This window comes from Mesorhizobium sp. M0563 (assembly GCF_040321065.1).
GTDB lineage: Bacteria > Pseudomonadota > Alphaproteobacteria > Rhizobiales > Rhizobiaceae > Mesorhizobium.
The window spans coordinates 90,361-106,204 of sequence record NZ_JAMYQV010000007.1; the positions used below are offsets into that span (position 1 = coordinate 90,361).

Genomic DNA, 15,844 nt, shown 5'->3' on the forward strand with positions numbered 1-15,844 from the left:
GGTAACATGCCGGCTTTCTCCCAAGGCCTGGAAAAGGCGCTTCACCAAGCGCTGACGCTCGCCAATGAGCGGCACCATGAATATGCAACCCTTGAACATTTGCTGCTCGCCCTGATCGACGACACCGAGGCGGCCGCAGTCATGCGTGCCTGCAACGTCGATCTCGACGAGTTGAAGCATACGGTTCTCACCTATATCGACACCGAGCTCGACAATCTCGTCACCGGCTACGATGAAGATTCCAAGCCGACGGCCGGTTTTCAGCGCGTCATCCAGCGCGCGGTGATCCATGTGCAGTCGTCAGGCCGCGAGGAGGTGTCCGGCGCCAACGTGCTCGTCGCCATCTTCGCCGAGCGCGAGAGCCACGCCGCTTATTTCCTGCAGGAACAGCAGATGACCCGCTACGACGCGGTCAACTACATCTCGCATGGCATTGCCAAGCGCCCAGGCGCTTCCGAGACGCGGACGCCGCGCGGCGCCGACGACGAGCAAGGCAGCCAGGGCGGAGCTGAGCCGCAAGAAGAAGGCGGCAAGAAGAAGCAGCAGCAGGACGCGCTGACTGCCTATTGCGTCAACCTGAACAACAAGGCCAAGGCTGGCAAGATCGATCCGCTGATCGGTCGCGAGAGCGAGATCAACCGGACTATCCAGGTGCTGTGCCGCCGGTCCAAGAACAACCCGCTCTATGTCGGCGATCCCGGCGTCGGCAAGACGGCGATCGCCGAAGGCCTCGCCAAGCGCATCGTCGAGGGCGACGTTCCCGAAGTGCTGCACAATGCCACCATCTTCGCGCTCGACATGGGCACGCTGCTGGCCGGCACCCGTTATCGCGGCGATTTCGAGGAGCGGCTGAAGCAGGTCGTCAAGGAGCTCGAGGACTATCCCGGCGCCGTGCTGTTCATCGATGAGATCCACACCGTGATCGGGGCAGGAGCCACCTCTGGTGGCGCCATGGATGCGTCGAACCTGTTGAAGCCGGCGCTGTCGTCCGGCGCGATCCGCTGCATCGGCTCGACCACCTACAAGGAGTTCCGGCAGTTCTTCGAGAAGGACCGCGCGCTGGTGCGGCGATTCCAGAAGATCGACGTCAACGAGCCGACCGTCGAGGACGCCATCGAGATCATGAAGGGACTGAAGCCCTATTTCGAGGAGTTCCACAAGGTTCGCTACACGAGTGAAGCGATCAAGGCTTCGGTCGAGCTCTCGGCCCGTTACATCAACGACCGCAAGCTGCCGGACAAGGCGATCGACGTGATCGACGAGACCGGCGCCTCGCAGATGCTGGTGCCCGAAGCCAAGCGCAAGAAGACCATCGGCATCAAGGAGATCGAAGCGACGATCGCCACGATGGCGCGCATCCCGCCGAAGACGGTTTCCGCCGACGACGAGAAGGTGCTGCAAGGTCTCGACATCGAGTTGAAGCGCGTCGTCTATGGCCAGGACACCGCGATCACCGCGCTGACTTCGGCCATCAAGCTGGCGCGGGCCGGCCTGCGGGAACCGGAAAAGCCGATCGGCTCGTACCTGTTCTCCGGTCCGACCGGTGTCGGCAAGACGGAAGTGGCCAAGCAGCTCGCCGCCTCGCTCGGCGTGGAGCTGATCCGCTTCGACATGTCGGAATATATGGAACGCCACACCGTTTCGCGGCTGATCGGCGCGCCTCCCGGCTATGTCGGCTTCGACCAGGGCGGCCTTCTGACCGACGGCGTCGACCAGCATCCGCATTGCGTGCTGTTGCTGGACGAAGTCGAAAAGGCGCATCCGGACCTGTTCAACATCCTGTTGCAGGTCATGGATCACGGCAAGCTGACCGACCATAACGGTAAGCAGATCGACTTCCGCAATGTCATCCTGATCATGACCACCAATGCGGGCGCATCCGACGCGCAGCGCGCGGCGATCGGTTTCGGTTCGACCAAACGCGAAGGCGACGATGTCGAAGCGATCAACCGGCTGTTCACGCCGGAGTTCCGCAACCGTCTCGATGCGATCATTCCGTTCGGCTCGCTGCCGGTGCCGGTCATCCATCAGGTGGTGCAGAAGTTCGTCATGCAGCTGGAAGCGCAGCTTTCCGAACGCGGCGTGACCTTCGACCTGTCGCAGGATGCAATCGCCTGGCTGGCCGACAAGGGCTATGACGAGCGCATGGGTGCGCGGCCACTTGGCCGTGTCATTCAGGAGCACATCAAGAAGCCGCTGGCCGACGAGGTGCTGTTCGGCAAGCTCAAGAAGGGCGGCACGGTGCGTGTCACCGTCGAGAAGAAGGAAACCGGCGAGACCGGCCTGAAGCTCGAATCGCTCGCCGACGAGGCGCCGGTGAAGCCGAAGAAGGAAGAGCCGGACGACGTGCCGAAAGCAAAGAAGGCGGTGGCGAAAAAGCCCGCCGGGAAAAAGGCGGTGGCGCAGAAGTCGGAGCCGAAGGGCAAGGATGGCGGCAAGCGCAGCCTGGTGCCGCAACTGCCGCGTAAGAACTGACAATCCTGCAAGTAAAAAAGCCCCGGCAACGGGGCTTTTTTCATGAAGCTTGTGGTCGAGTGTCGGCCGAGCGGCTTCGCCCCGATTCAGTTTGCCAGCGCCGTCCGTATCTTGCCGGCGTTCTCAGCCAGGACTTCAGGCTGTTCCATCTGTCCGCTGTGCGGCTTCAAGGGGATGCCTTCGAAGCGCGGAATGACATGGACATGGAGGTGGTAGACGGTCTGGCCCGAAGCTGGTTCGTTGAACTGCATGACCGTGACGCCATCGGCATCGAAGGCCTTCTTTACTGCCCGCGCAACTTTCTGCACGTGAGCGAAGAGGGGGCCAAGCACCGCCGGATCCGCGTCGAGCAGGTTGCGCGACGGCGCTTTCGGCACGACCAGCGTGTGACCCGGTCCTTGCGGCATCACATCCATGAAGACGATGACCGCATCATCCTCGTAGACGCGGTGCGAAGGGATTTCTCCGCGCAGGATTTTTGCGAAAATGTTGCTGCTGTCGTAGGTTGCTTCGGCCATGGCGCACGCTCCGGTTCTTGGCTCGCGGTCTCGTGTAGCGAAGCTGTTGCGGGCGGGCAAGACGATCGGTCGACATCGGCCATGCAGGCTCGAACGTGGTTGAGCGATCGGGCGGGTTTTGCTACTCCGCCATGTCCTTGCGGAACGGGGTGTGCTCTTCCAGATATTCGCTCATCCGCTCGACTTCGCGCCGCTCGCGCTGGAGGTAGTCGGCCACTGCATTGCGCAGACCTGGATGGGCGATGTAGTGCGCCGAATGCATCGTCACCGGCCGGTAGCCGCGCGCCAGCTTGTGCTCGCCCTGCGCACCGGCTTCAACCACCTTCAGCTTTCGCGAGATGGCGAAATCGATCGCCTGATGGTAGCAGACCTCGAAATGCAGGAACGGGTGGTCCTCGATGCAGCCCCAATTGCGGCCGTAGAGCGCGTCTGAACCGATGAAGTTGATGGCGCCGGCTATGTAGCGCCCGTTGCGTTTGGCCATCACCAGCAGGATGTCGTCGGCCATGCGCTCGCCGATCAAGGAGAAGAAATCGCGGTTGAGGTAGGGCCGGCCCCATTTCCTGCTGCCGGTATCCATGTAGAACGCGTAAAAGTCGTCCCAGGCTTTTTCGGTCAGATCCTTGCCGGTCAGCCAGTCGATCGAGATGCCGTCGGCGAGCGCCTCACGCCGCTCCTTTTTCATCGCCTTGCGCTTGCGCGAGGCCAACGTCGAGAGAAAATCGTCGTAGCTCGAAAAGCCTTCGTTGAAGAAGTGAAACTGCTGGTCGGTGCGATGCAGGAAGCCGGCTGCCGCCAAGATCTGGACATCATCCTCCGGCGCGAAGGTGACATGCGCGGAAGACACGCCGAGCTTATCCGTCACCGCCTTTACGCCGGCCGCAAGGCCGGCCTTGACGGTGGGGCTGTCCTCGCGCTTGCCGACCAGCAGGCGAGGGCCGGTGACGGGTGTGAACGGCACCGCGCATTGCAGCTTCGGATAGTAGCGCCCGCCGGCGCGTTCGAATGCGTCCGACCAGCCATGGTCGAAGACATATTCGCCCTGGCTGTGCGACTTCAGATAGCAGGGGACCGCACCGAGCAGCTTGCCTTGCGCGGTTTCCAGCCTGAGATGATGACCCTGCCAGCCGGTGCGTCGAACGGCGCAGCCGGAATCTTCTAGCGCGCTCAAAAAAGCGAATGAAACAAGCGGGTTGTAGGCGTTTTCTGCCTCGCCCCGCGTAGTGCCACCAAGGCTGTCCCATTCCGCGCTGGTGAAGGCGCCGATGCCCGCGGCGATGCGGATCGACAGCTCCGCATTCGCCGTTTGTCTGTCGCAGTCGTCCCCTTGATCCATGTGGCTTACTTAAGCTCGCTGCGAACCCATACAAGCCCGTTCAAGCAAGCCGCACAAGATCGGGCTCGAATCCTTCGAACGTCATCTGGTCGGCATATTTGAAGGTCAGGTCGACGGCAGGTTGGTCATGCACTGTCCAGGTGATCACCGGCATGCCGAGCCTTTCACGTACGAACGACACGAACCGGTTCGGCAGGTCGCCGGCGGCGTAGGAGATAAAGGCGATGTCATGCGCCAGCATGGCGAAATGCGCCTCGATCAGATGGTTGTCGTTGCCGTAGGCGGTCAACCCGCCGGGTATGCCGGGTGCATGTTTCGGGAACTCGCGGATCAGCCAATGGTCGAACGACATGATCGCGGTCTTGCCCTTATAGCGCTTGAGCATCTTGCCGACGCCTTCGACCAGGCCTTCGTCGTGTCCGGCAGCGCCTTTCAGCTCGACAACCATCGGCACACGCCCGTCGACCAGATTAAGCGCCTGCTGCAGCGTCGGCAAATGGTCGGCGGTGCCGCCGACCTTCAGCGCCGTGATCTCAGCAGCCGTACGCTGCCAGACGAAGCCGTCCTCGCCGGTCAGCCGCCGCAGATCGCCATCGTGGATGATGACGGGGACGCCGTCGGATGACAGGTGCACGTCGCACTCGATCGCATAGCCGCGCTCGGCTGCCGCGGCGAAGGCGGAAAGAGTGTTCTCCCAGCGCGCCTTGTTCATGTCGTGGAGGCCGCGATGGGCGACGGGCCGGGCAGTCAGCCAGGAAAGGTCGGTCATGGTCGCAGTCCCGGTCATTCGACTTCGAAGATCGCTTCGATTTCCACTGCGGCATTAAGCGGCAGGGAGGGGGTGCCGACGGCGGAGCGGGCGTGCTTGCCGCGGTCGCCGAGCACGGCGACGAGAAAATCCGAGGCGCCGTTGGCGACCAGATGCTGTTCGACAAAATCCGGTGCCGAGGCGACGAAGACGGTGATCTTCACCAGGCGGCGGATCTTGTCGAGATCGCCAAGTGCCGCCTGGGCCTGCGCCAATATGTTGATCGCACAGTATTTTGCGGCTTCCTTTCCGGTCGCGGTGTCGACATCGCGGCCAAGCAGCCCGCTCGCCTGGAGCTTGCCCTCCTTGAGCGGCAACTGCCCGGCGGTGAACAGCAGATTGCCGGTCCTGCAATAGGGAACGTAGTTGGCGGCGGGCGCAGCGGCAGCCGGCAGCGTCACGCCGAGATCGCTTAGCCGCTTTTCGATTGTTTCGCTCATGCTATTTCCCTATTGCTTGAAGGTGCCGCGCAGGCCGGGCCGAAATTGCTATTTTTGCCTCGCTTCCGCCACGACTTTTTTTAAGCTGGACCATCTTTCCATGCGGCCTGCCATTAGCCGCGATGATCGGAGCACCCCATGCGCGCAACGCGCCTCGCATTCAACGCCGTTCTTCTGACAGCGGCTTCCTGGGCGGCTCCCGCTTTTGCGGTGCCGGCGCTGCAGGCGCACCGTGCCGTCTATGATATCACCCTGGACAAGGCGTCGGATCGCTCGGGGATCACCGGCATATCGGGCCGTATGGTCTACGAGTTCAATGGCTCGCCTTGCGAGGGCTACACGGTAAAGTTCCGCCTGGTCACCCAGATCGTCACCAACGACAATACTAGGCTGACCGACCAGCAGATGACCACCTTCGAGGATGCCGAAGGCAAGACCTTCTCCTTCGTCAACAAGTCCTTTGTCGACCAGAACCTCGACAAGGAGGTCAAGGGGACGGCAACGAAGGAGGCCAATGGTCTCAAGGTCGAAATCGACAAGCCCGAGAAGAACAGCCTGGAACTCGCCGCGACCCAGTTCCCGACCCAGCAAATGGTTGAAATGATCGGCAAGGCGGAAAAGGGCGAGCGTTTTTACGAAACCAACCTGTTCGACGGCTCGGAGGATGCCAACAAGGTGATGACCACCACCGTCGTCGTCGGCAAGCAAGCCAATGCCGACAAGACTGATCCGGAAGTGCCGGCGCTGGCCAAGCTCGCCAGCGACAAATACTGGCCGGTTGACATCGCCTATTTCGACGATACCGACAAAGGCGGCGAGGAAGTGCCGGAATACCGGATCAGCTTCAAGCTGCACGAGAACGGCATCACGCGCGGTCTCGTAATGGACTATGGCGAGTTCTCGATGACCGGCAAGCTGGTCAATCTGTCGCTGTTCGATCAGCCAAAGACCTGCCCGTCGAAATAGGCTCGAACCGACGGCAAGCTGCTGCCGGCTGCTCTCCGCGATAGTGGCGCTTGATCTTGCGGGCATGTTGCACCGACTTGAGCATGCCGCAATTGCATATCAACGTCTTACGACGGTAAGCGCCGCGGGGGGAGCAGGTTGAGCAGGATCGACGTTTTTGTGGCGCCGCGGCCCAATGCGACGCTGATCAAGGCCATGACATTCGTCAACCGCATTGTCATGCTGCACGGCATTCCGGGGCTTCGCGACCTGTTGCCGTTCAACCGTCTGGCCGGTCTGCGCGGCGTCGCCAATGTCCGCCACATCGATTTTCCGGAGGACGACCGGCAAAGGTTGAAGGCTTGTTGCGGCGCGGGCAAGGCGACGTTCATCACGCCCAACCATCCGGAGTTCTTTACCGACTGGATGATCGACAAGGAGGTCGTCTCGCGGGTAAGCCCGCTGGCGGCATCCTGGGCCACGCACGGCGTCGTCAACGGGCTTGGCCGGCTGATGCAGAAATTCTGGCTGGCCAACAATCTAATCGCCCAAATCCCGGGCAATAGCGGGGCCGCCAAGGAACATTCGGTGGCCTGGGCGCTGAAAGGGCACGGCGTTCTCCTGCATCCCGAAGGCGGCGTCGGCTGGCATGCCAACATCGTTGCCCCGCTGCTGCCGGGCGCGGTCGAGATGGGGCTCGAAGCGCTGAAGCGCGGCCGCCTGACGGATCCGGATTTCAAAGTTTGGATCGCGCCCGTGATCTGGAAGCTCGCTTTCACGGGGAATGTCGAGGCAGCGCTGGCAAAGGAGTGCGCCTACGTCGAGCGCAGCCTGAAGATCGAACGCCATGCCGCCGATTCGCTGCCGGAGCGCGTCCATCGTATCTATGCGACATTGCTGTCGCGCGATGAGGCTGCATATGGCCTGCGGTCCGATGAGCGGGTTTCGTATGACGCACGTCAGAAGGACCTGCTCGTGGAACTCGGCCGTCGCCTTGCTGAACTTGTCTCGGTCGGCGCCGGCACGCTCGACAGTGGCGAGCTTTTGCGCCGGTCGCGCCGCTGGCTGCGAGAAAACACGGATGATACCGGAAGCCGGAAGCAGGTCCGAACGCTGGCGGATACGATCCAGCGCTTGCGGCGTGTCGGGCCCTGGGCTTCAGCCAATCCGCGCATCACGCAGGAGGAGATCGCCGAACACTTGAAGCGGATCCGCAACGATTATTGCAAGGGTACACTGCGCGATACGATCGACCGTTTCGTGCCGCAGCCGGCAGGCCCACGCCGCGCCCATATCCGGGTGCCGGACCCTTTAGGCTTGCACGCCTATAAAGGCTCCGTCGAGGCGGCACTCGTCGAACTGCACGACCGCATGCAGGAGACCATCACCAGCACCATAGCGCAACTCCAGGCCGGCGGCGGCTTCATTTTCTATGCTAATCCCTTCTATCATCGTTAGCGGCGTGTTGGTCGGCGCAAGATGAAGGAGTGCGGCAAGCCCCATGGCGGTCTATGTCGATGCGGCGATCTGGAAATGGGTCGGCCACCGCTGGTGTCATCTGCTGGCAGACGACACCGACGAGCTGCATCGCTTCGCCGCGCAGCTCGGCATCAAGCGCTCGTCCTACCAAGGGCCGCCGAAGACATCGGCGCCGCATTATGACATAACCGGGTTCGAGCGCGACCGCGCGGTGCGGCTCGGCGCCATCGAGTGCAGCCGCGAGGAGATCGTCGCTGTTTTCCGGCGTGTGCGCGTGCCGAGGGGGAAGATGCGACGATGACATTGACGGCATTTTTGGCTTACTGCGCCGCGATCACATTTGCCGCCGCCACGCCTGGTCCGGCGATGTTCACGGTTATCGCCAATGGCGTCTCGCTTGGCTTCGTTCGCGCTTTCCTGGCTGGACTCGGCATCGCCGCAGGCGACGCGGTGCTGGTCACCTTGGCACTGCTCGGTCTCGTGGCGCTGGTACAGGCCTTCGAATGGGTTTTTTTAATCCTGAAGTATGCGGGTGCTGCCTATCTGGTGTTTCTCGGCATCCGGATGTGGCGATCGGCCTCCGCGCGATCGCATGGACAGCACGCAACCCAGGCAAGACTGTCTCGATCGTTTTTCCTCGGTATCTCCATCGCATTGGGCAATCCCAAGGCGATCCTGTTCCACGCCTCTATCATGCCGCTGATTCTTGACCTCAATACGATGACCTTCGCCGATGGGCTGCTCGTGGTTGCGGTCGTGATCTGCGTCAACATCGTCACCATGGGCTTCTACGCAGCGCTCTCCGGGCGGGCTTCGAGCTGGTTCAAGACGCCAAGGCGCATGCGGCTGATGAACAGGTTTGCCGGCGGCGCCATGATAGGCACCGGTGCGCTGATCGCCGCACGCTGAGCCGCAAGACGCCACAGCGCTTGCGTTTGTCGCGCATCCCCTCTATATGCGCGCACATTCCACACACGGACTTTGGTGTCTGCCCGGGAGAAATCCGGCGGAAACCTCCGGTGGCGTTGGAGGACCAAGTCCAAAAAATGCCTGTGTCCGTGGAGGCTAACCGGAAAGGAAATAAGAATGGCTCTGCCTGATTTCAGCATGCGCCAGCTATTGGAAGCTGGCATTCACTTCGGCCACCAGACCCACCGCTGGAATCCGAAAATGGCGCCCTATATCTATGGCGCCCGCAACAACATCCACATCATCGACCTCTCGCAGACGGTGCCTTTGCTGCACCAGGCGCTGAAGCAGGTTTCCGACACTGTTGCCAAGGGCGGCCGCGTGCTGTTCGTCGGCACCAAGCGCCAGGCCTCCGACATCGTCGCCGATGCCGCGCAGCGCTCGGCTCAGTACTATGTTAACTCGCGCTGGCTCGGCGGCATGCTGACCAACTGGAAGACGATCTCGAATTCCATCCAGCGCCTGCGCAAGCTCGACGAGATGCTGGCCGGCGAGGCTCAGGGCCTGACCAAGAAGGAGCGCCTCAACCTCGACCGCGAGCGTGAGAAGCTCGACAAGGCGCTGGGCGGCATCAAGGATATGGGTTCGACGCCCGATTTGATGTTCGTGATCGATACCAACAAGGAAGCGATCGCCATCCTCGAGGCCAAGCGTCTCGGCATCCCGGTCGTTGCCATCATCGATTCCAACTGCGACCCGGACAAGATCGACTTCCCGATCCCCGGCAATGACGATGCGGCCCGCGCCATCCAGCTCTATTGCGATCTGATTGCCAAGGCTGCGATCGACGGCATCGCCCGCCAGCAGGGCGCACTCGGCGTCGACGTCGGCGCATCGGTCGAGGCTCCGGTCGAGCCGGCGCTCGAACCGACCCCGGCCGCCGAGAGCCCGGCAACCCAGACCCCGGAAGCATAATAGCGAAGGCCGGCTGCGGCCTTCATCTTTCCAATATGTTGGCGCGGTAAGCGCTACCGGCACCAGGCGCATCATCGAAACTCGATGGTGCGTCGGTGCATTTAGACAAAGAGGCGACAATGAGCATTTCGGCTGCACAGGTCAAAGAACTCCGCGACTTGACCGGCGCGGGCATGATGGACTGCAAGGCGGCGTTGAACGAGACCAACGGCAACATGGAAGAAGCCATCGACTGGCTGCGCAAGAAGGGCATTTCCAAGGCCGACAAGAAGGCTGGCCGTACTGCTGCCGAAGGCCTGATCGGCGTCGATTCCGGCGTCCGCGAGGCAGCGATCGTCGAGGTCAATTCCGAGACGGATTTCGTTGCGCGCAATGCTGCGTTCCAGGAGATCGTCGCCAATGTCGCGAAGGTCGCGCTTGCCTATGGCGGCAAGACCGAGGCCGTTGCCGCTGCTCCCTATCCGGGCTCGGGCAAGTCGGTCACCGAGACCATCAAGGACGCAGTCGGCACCATCGGCGAGAATCTGGGCTTCCGCCGCTCGGCCAAGCTCACCGTCGAGCACGGCGCTGTCGCAACCTACGTCCACAATGCGGTTGCCGACGGCCTTGGCAAGCTCGGCGTGCTGGTCGCCATCGAGACGACAGGCAACGCGCAGGCCGCCAACGCCTTTGCCCGCCAAGTCGCCATGCATGTCGCCGCCACCAACCCGATGGCCTTGACCACCGAAGAGCTCGATCCGGCCGCGGTCGAGCGCGAGAAGGCGATCTTCGCCGACCAGGCGCGCCAGTCCGGCAAGCCGGAAGCGATCATCGAGAAGATGGTCGAGGGCCGTTTGCGCAAGTTCTACGAAGAGGTCGTGCTGCTCAAGCAGGCTTTCGTGCTCAATCCCGACATCACCGTCGAGAAGGCGCTGAAGGATGCCGAAAGCGAGATCGGCGCGCCGGCCAAAATCGCCGCCTATCTGCGCTTCGCGCTCGGTGAGGGCATCGAGAAGGAAGAGACCGATTTCGCGGCGGAAGTCGCGGCAGCGGTCAAGAAGTAAACTATTCGTTTGAAAGGCTTTTTCGGCCGGGTGTCCGCGAGGATGCCCGGCCGATTTCTTGCGCGGTGTCGATAAAGGCGCGGAGCTTCGGGGCCATCGCGGCGCGGCGCGGGAAATAGAGGAACAGTCCCGGTTCCTCGATCGATGCCTCGCCAAGGACTTCGACCAGCCGGCCTGCCTCGATGTCGGGCTTGACAAGCGGCTCGAACAGATATGCGAGGCCGATGCCGGCAAGGGCCATGTCTTTTGCCGACAGCGGTTCGCTGACGACGACGCTGCCGCGCGTCTCGACGCCGATATCCTTGCCCTGGTCTGACAGATCCCAACGGTAGAGCGCACGTGATCGCAACAGCCGATAGCCGATGCAGTTGCGGGTGGAGAGATCAGCAATTGTTCGCGGCTTTCCGTGGCGGCCGATATAGGCCGGAGAGGCGACAATGGTCGTCCGGAACGGCTGAGTCAGCCGCACCGTCACCATATCCTCGGCGATCATCTCGCCCAGCCGGATGCCGGCGTCGAAACCCTCGCCGACGATATCGCTCAGACGTTCGTCGGTGACGATCTCCACCGTCACGTCAGGGTAACGTTCCGCCATCGCCGTCAGGATGGGCATCAGCGCCAGAGGCAGCGCCAAACGCGGCGCGTTGATCCTGAGCAGTCCGCTTGCCCGGCCTTTGACAGAGCGGATGCGTTCGATCCGGTCGGCAATGTCTTCCAGCGCCGGCTCCGCCGCAGCGACGAGGGCGGTGCCAGCCTCGGTCAGCGAGACGCTGCGTGTGGTGCGGGCAAACAACGGCTGGCCGATTCGCTCCTCCACCAGCCGCACCGCATGGCTGACCGCTGACGGGCTCATGCCGAGCTCGGCGGCCGCCGAGGCGAAGCCGCCACGCCGCGCGACGGCAACGATTATAGGTAGGTGGCTAAGCAGATCGCGATCCATTCATGCATGGTATCGCATAGTCCATTCGGATAATGCAATCTTATCGGATAGGGAAGAAGAACGCATCTTTGGCTGCATCACACGGCAATCGCCGAGCAGCCAAGGAGACGTCCAATGACCGACCTCAAGTCCGAACGAACCCGTAATCTCGAGACAGTGCGTAAATTCTTTGACCTGATGCACCGCAAGGACATTGAGGCATGGGGCAACCTTTGGGCTGAAGATGGCCGAATCCTTGTCTTCTACCCGCCGGCAGGATTTGGAAGCAGCATCGATGGTAAGGCCGCGATCCTGGCGGCCTTCCGAGGCCTCTTCGGCAATTTCGAATCCTTCGACTCCCAGCTGACAGCCGTCTATCCGGCAGCGGATTCGGACGCGATCGTCGTTGAGTACAAGAACCGCGCGATGCTGATTGGCGGCTCTGAATACACCAACAGCAATATCGCGATCTTCCGCTTCGAGAGCGGTCTGATCAGCGCCTACCACGACTATTTCGATCCGCGTCGGTTCCAGGTGGTGGTCGATGCGCTGGCCAAGGCCTGACTGCATATCCCAGGCAAGGACCTCAATCCCGTTTTCAAATTTCAGGAGAAAATCCATGACCATGTCCTACTACACGCTCGGCAACAGCGGGCTGCGTGTCACTCGTCTGGCGCTCGGCACCATGACGTTCGGCACGGAATGGGGCTGGGGCGCGGAGAAGGAAACGGCGCGCGCCTTGGTTGATGCCTATGTCGAAGCCGGTGGCAATTTGTTCGATACCGCCGATCTCTATACCGGTGGCACGGCCGAAACCTGGCTCGGCGAATTCATCGCCGAGCGTGGGCTGCGCGACAAGGCGGTGATCAGTACCAAATTCACCTACAACGCCGAACCGGGTAATCCAAATGCCGGCGGCAACGGCCGTAAGAACATCCTGCGGGCGGTAGACGGTTCGCTGAAGCGGCTCGGCACCGATTACATCGACCTCTACATCCTCCATACCTGGGACAGGCTGACGCCACCGGAGGAGGTGATGCGGACGCTGGACGATCTGGTGCGCGCCGGAAAGATCCGGCATGTCGGTCTGTCCGACGTGCCGGCCTGGTACGCAAGCCGGGCGCAGGCGATCGCCGAGCATCGCGGCTATGAACCGGTTTCGGCGCTTCAGGTCGAATATTCGCTGGCCGAGCGCAACATCGAGCACGAGTTCGTGCCGTTCGGCACGCGCTATGGCGCTGGAATCATGGTCTGGAGTCCGTTGGCCAGCGGCCTGCTCAGCGGAAAATGCCGTTTCGATACAATCGTCAAGGATGGTGGCCGGCTGGAGACAATGCGTGGTTCGACCAATCCCGGTTTCCAGAAATTCACCGACCGCAACTGGCAAATCGTCGCCGAACTGGAGAGGGTTGCCGGCCAGCTCGGCCGCAGCATGGCCCAGGTCGCCCTGAACTGGGCGGCAAACAGGCCAGGCATTGCGTCCGTCATCGTCGGCTCCACCAGGCTTGACCAGCTCAAGGACAATCTCGGCGCGCTTGATTTCGACATTCCCGAAGACCTTCGCGCACGGCTCGATGCGGTGAGCCGGCCGGTCACGCCCTTTCCGTATTCGTTCTTCGGCCCTGAAATACAAGGCGGCTTGACCGGTGGGCAGGCGGTTGGCGACAAGCCGGCAAGCTATCTGCCGGATCTGCTCATGCAAGGCACTTTTGCCGGCGTGAGCTAACGGCTATCCCAGTCCACGATCTCAACTTTCCGGCTCGGGCGCCGCGTGACATCGCGGCGCCCTTCGTGTATCGGAACGCCCAGTGTTTCGGGGCGCCACCGAAGCGCGTCACACGCATGATGACGAGGACCAGATGACGGTGAAGCCCCTCTACCGACGTGTCTTGCTGAAAGCGTCGGGCGAAGCGTTGATGGGCGAACAGCATTTCGGCATCGACGTATCGGTGGTCGACCGCATCGCCGCCGACATTGCCGAGGCCCGCGCACTGGGCATCGAGGTCGGTGTCGTCATCGGCGGCGGCAACATCTTTCGCGGCGTCGCGGTTGCATCAAAAGGCGGAGACCGCGTCACCGGCGACCATATGGGCATGCTTGCCACGGTCATCAATTCGCTGGCGCTACGCACCTCGCTCAACAAGATCGGCGTCGACGCCGTGGTGTTGTCGGCGATCGCCATGCCCGAGCTGTGCGAAAGTTTTTCGCAGCGTCAGGCAACCGCCTACATGAACCAGGGCAAGGTCGTCATCTTCGCCGGTGGCACCGGCAATCCGTTTTTCACTACCGATTCGGCTGCAGCCCTTCGCGCCGCCGAGATCGGCGCCGATGCTTTGTTCAAGGGCACTCAGGTCGATGGCGTCTATTCGGCTGATCCCAAGAAGGACCCGAACGCGACACGCTTCGAGCGCATCAGCCATAGCGACGTCATAAAACGCGGGCTTTCGATCATGGATACCGCGGCGATTGCACTTGCGCGCGAAAACAACATTCCGATAATCGTCTATTCGATCCACGAGAAGGGTGGTTTCGGTGATATCCTGCGTGGCGGCGGCCGTTGCACGGTTGTCGCCGACGATTAATCCGGACCGTGAACCCGAAAGAGGGACCAGTTCGCGGATTGAGGCTCGAACAGGGTTTTACCCTCAAGGCAGTGAACCCGGGCTAAACGGGTCGAGGAGACGATGATGAGTGGCGAATACGACGATCTCAAACGGCGCATGGACGGGGCGATCGCCGCGTTCAAGCATGATCTGGCTTCGCTGCGCACCGGCCGCGCCTCGAGCAGCCTGCTCGACGCCATCCAGGTGCAGGCCTACGGCACCGCCATGCCGATCAACCAGGTGGCAACCGTGTCGGTGCCGGAGCCGCGCATGATCTCGGTTTCGGTCTGGGACAAGTCGATGGTCAGTGCCGTCGACCGCGCCATCCGTGAATCCAATCTCGGCTTCAATCCTATCGTAGACGGCACCAATCTCAGGATCCCGTTGCCTGAACTCAACGAGCAGCGCCGCAAGGAGCTTGTCAAGATCTCGCACGGCTATGCCGAGAATGCCCGCGTCGCTGTGCGTCACGTTCGCCGGGACGGCATGGACTTTCTGAAAAAGGCGGAAAAGGACGGCGACATCAGCGAGGACGACCACCGCAAACGGGCCGACCAGGTTCAGAAACTAACCGACGAGACAATCAGCACCATCGACCACCTGCTTTCCGACAAGGAAGCGGAAATCATGCAGGTCTAGGGTCTGGCCACGGCTGGCCCGGAAGCGAGAACATGGCAACGCCCGCGCATGTCGCGATCATCATGGACGGAAACGGACGCTGGGCCAAGGCGCGCGGCTTGCCGCGGCTCGCCGGTCACCGCGCCGGCGTCGAAGCGCTGCGCAAGACGGTGCGCGCCGCCCCTAGCCTCGGCATCTCCTTCCTGACCGTCTACGCTTTCTCGTCGGAAAACTGGTCACGGCCGAAATCCGAAGTCAGCGACCTCATGGGCCTGCTGAAGCTTTTCATCCGACGCGATCTCGCCGAGTTGCACCAGAGCGGCGTCCGAATCAGGGTCATCGGTGACAGGGCAGGGCTGCAGCCCGACATAAGAGGCCTGCTCGAGGAAGCCGAAACGCTCACTCTCCGCAACGAGGCGCTGACGCTGGTCATCGCCTTCAATTATGGCGGGCGCGACGAGATCGTCCGCACAGCGCGCAAGCTCGCCGCGGCGGTGGCGCGTGGCGAGATCGACAGCGAAGCGATCACGGCAGAGTCCTTCGCCAACTCGCTCGATACAGAGGGCATTCCGGACCCGGAACTGGTTATCCGCACCAGCGGCGAGCTTCGGCTGTCGAATTTCCTGTTATGGCAGGCCGCCTACAGCGAACTTGTTTTTTTGCCTTGCTACTGGCCCGACTTCAGTCGCGAGCACCTGTCCGATGCACTGCGCGATTTCGCCGGCCGCGAGCGCCGCTTCGGCGGACTTGCCGCCCAAGACGTCGCCTCGGGCTGA

17 protein-coding genes are annotated in these 15,844 nt (G+C 62.0%); 12 read left to right on the top strand and 5 right to left on the bottom strand.

Annotation, left to right across the window (positions count from 1 at the left end; genetic code table 11):
* Positions 1-6: 6 nt before the first annotated feature.
* Positions 7-2,475 carry an ATP-dependent Clp protease ATP-binding subunit ClpA gene (clpA, locus tag NKI50_RS11955; protein ID WP_023717743.1) on the top strand — a complete coding sequence of 823 codons (2,469 nt, stop codon included), beginning with the start codon at positions 7-9 and terminating at the stop codon, positions 2,473-2,475.
* An 86-nt stretch (positions 2,476-2,561) separates the two neighbouring features.
* On the opposite strand, the gene NKI50_RS11960 is transcribed toward clpA, so the two are convergent.
* The 4 genes from NKI50_RS11960 to NKI50_RS11975 form a co-directional block, all read right to left on the bottom strand.
* Positions 2,562-2,993: an HIT family protein gene (locus NKI50_RS11960; protein ID WP_352482287.1), complete on the bottom strand. Its 432-nt coding sequence runs from the start codon at positions 2,991-2,993 to the stop codon at positions 2,562-2,564.
* 121 nt (positions 2,994-3,114) lie between these two features.
* On the bottom strand, positions 3,115-4,329 hold the full coding sequence (locus NKI50_RS11965) for a GNAT family N-acetyltransferase (protein ID WP_352643309.1): 1,215 nt from the start codon (positions 4,327-4,329) through the stop codon (positions 3,115-3,117).
* A 40-nt stretch (positions 4,330-4,369) separates the two neighbouring features.
* On the bottom strand, positions 4,370-5,098 hold the full coding sequence (locus NKI50_RS11970; protein WP_023717740.1) for a glycerophosphodiester phosphodiesterase: 729 nt from the start codon (positions 5,096-5,098) through the stop codon (positions 4,370-4,372).
* Positions 5,099-5,112: 14 nt separating this feature from the next.
* Positions 5,113-5,577, bottom strand: a complete 465-nt coding sequence (locus tag NKI50_RS11975) for a RidA family protein (RefSeq protein ID WP_023717739.1) — start codon at positions 5,575-5,577, stop codon at positions 5,113-5,115.
* A 138-nt stretch (positions 5,578-5,715) separates the two neighbouring features.
* Between NKI50_RS11975 and NKI50_RS11980 the strand changes: the two genes are divergently transcribed.
* The 6 genes from NKI50_RS11980 to tsf all read left to right on the top strand — a co-directional run bounded on the left by NKI50_RS11980 (position 5,716) and on the right by tsf (position 10,928).
* Positions 5,716-6,543 carry a cell envelope integrity EipB family protein gene (locus tag NKI50_RS11980; protein WP_023717738.1) on the top strand — a complete coding sequence of 276 codons (828 nt, stop codon included), beginning with the start codon at positions 5,716-5,718 and terminating at the stop codon, positions 6,541-6,543.
* Between the two features lie 138 nt (positions 6,544-6,681).
* Entirely contained in the window at positions 6,682-7,980 is a 1,299-nt protein-coding gene (locus NKI50_RS11985; protein WP_023717737.1) for a lysophospholipid acyltransferase family protein, read from the top strand.
* Between the two features lie 43 nt (positions 7,981-8,023).
* Positions 8,024-8,302 carry a DUF4031 domain-containing protein gene (locus NKI50_RS11990; RefSeq protein ID WP_023717736.1) on the top strand — a complete coding sequence of 93 codons (279 nt, stop codon included), beginning with the start codon at positions 8,024-8,026 and terminating at the stop codon, positions 8,300-8,302.
* Positions 8,299-8,910: a LysE family translocator gene (locus NKI50_RS11995; protein WP_352587146.1), complete on the top strand. Its 612-nt coding sequence runs from the start codon at positions 8,299-8,301 to the stop codon at positions 8,908-8,910. Before NKI50_RS11990 ends, NKI50_RS11995 begins: the two co-directional genes overlap by 4 nt.
* Before the next feature lie 177 nt (positions 8,911-9,087).
* A complete protein-coding gene (rpsB, locus tag NKI50_RS12000) occupies positions 9,088-9,885 on the top strand; it encodes a 30S ribosomal protein S2 (RefSeq protein WP_352643304.1) in 798 nt (265 codons plus the stop codon).
* 119 nt (positions 9,886-10,004) lie between these two features.
* Positions 10,005-10,928: a translation elongation factor Ts gene (gene tsf, locus NKI50_RS12005; RefSeq protein ID WP_023717733.1), complete on the top strand. Its 924-nt coding sequence runs from the start codon at positions 10,005-10,007 to the stop codon at positions 10,926-10,928.
* A gap of 1 nt (position 10,929) precedes the next feature.
* Here tsf and NKI50_RS12010 read toward each other — a convergent pair whose 3' ends face one another.
* Positions 10,930-11,868: a LysR family transcriptional regulator gene (locus NKI50_RS12010; protein WP_023717732.1), complete on the bottom strand. Its 939-nt coding sequence runs from the start codon at positions 11,866-11,868 to the stop codon at positions 10,930-10,932.
* A gap of 114 nt (positions 11,869-11,982) precedes the next feature.
* Between NKI50_RS12010 and NKI50_RS12015 the strand changes: the two genes are divergently transcribed.
* The 5 genes from NKI50_RS12015 (at position 11,983) to NKI50_RS12035 (ending at position 15,844) form a co-directional block, all read left to right on the top strand.
* Positions 11,983-12,411, top strand: coding sequence for a nuclear transport factor 2 family protein (locus tag NKI50_RS12015; protein WP_352482295.1), 429 nt, complete (start codon positions 11,983-11,985; stop codon positions 12,409-12,411).
* A 55-nt stretch (positions 12,412-12,466) separates the two neighbouring features.
* Positions 12,467-13,573: an aldo/keto reductase gene (locus NKI50_RS12020; protein WP_352643301.1), complete on the top strand. Its 1,107-nt coding sequence runs from the start codon at positions 12,467-12,469 to the stop codon at positions 13,571-13,573.
* A gap of 133 nt (positions 13,574-13,706) precedes the next feature.
* Entirely contained in the window at positions 13,707-14,429 is a 723-nt protein-coding gene (pyrH, locus tag NKI50_RS12025) for a UMP kinase (RefSeq protein ID WP_023717729.1), read from the top strand.
* A gap of 105 nt (positions 14,430-14,534) precedes the next feature.
* Complete coding sequence (frr, locus tag NKI50_RS12030) at positions 14,535-15,089, top strand: ribosome recycling factor (RefSeq protein ID WP_084642476.1); 555 nt, start codon at positions 14,535-14,537, stop codon at positions 15,087-15,089.
* 32 nt (positions 15,090-15,121) lie between these two features.
* A complete protein-coding gene (locus NKI50_RS12035) occupies positions 15,122-15,844 on the top strand; it encodes an isoprenyl transferase (RefSeq protein WP_352640924.1) in 723 nt (240 codons plus the stop codon).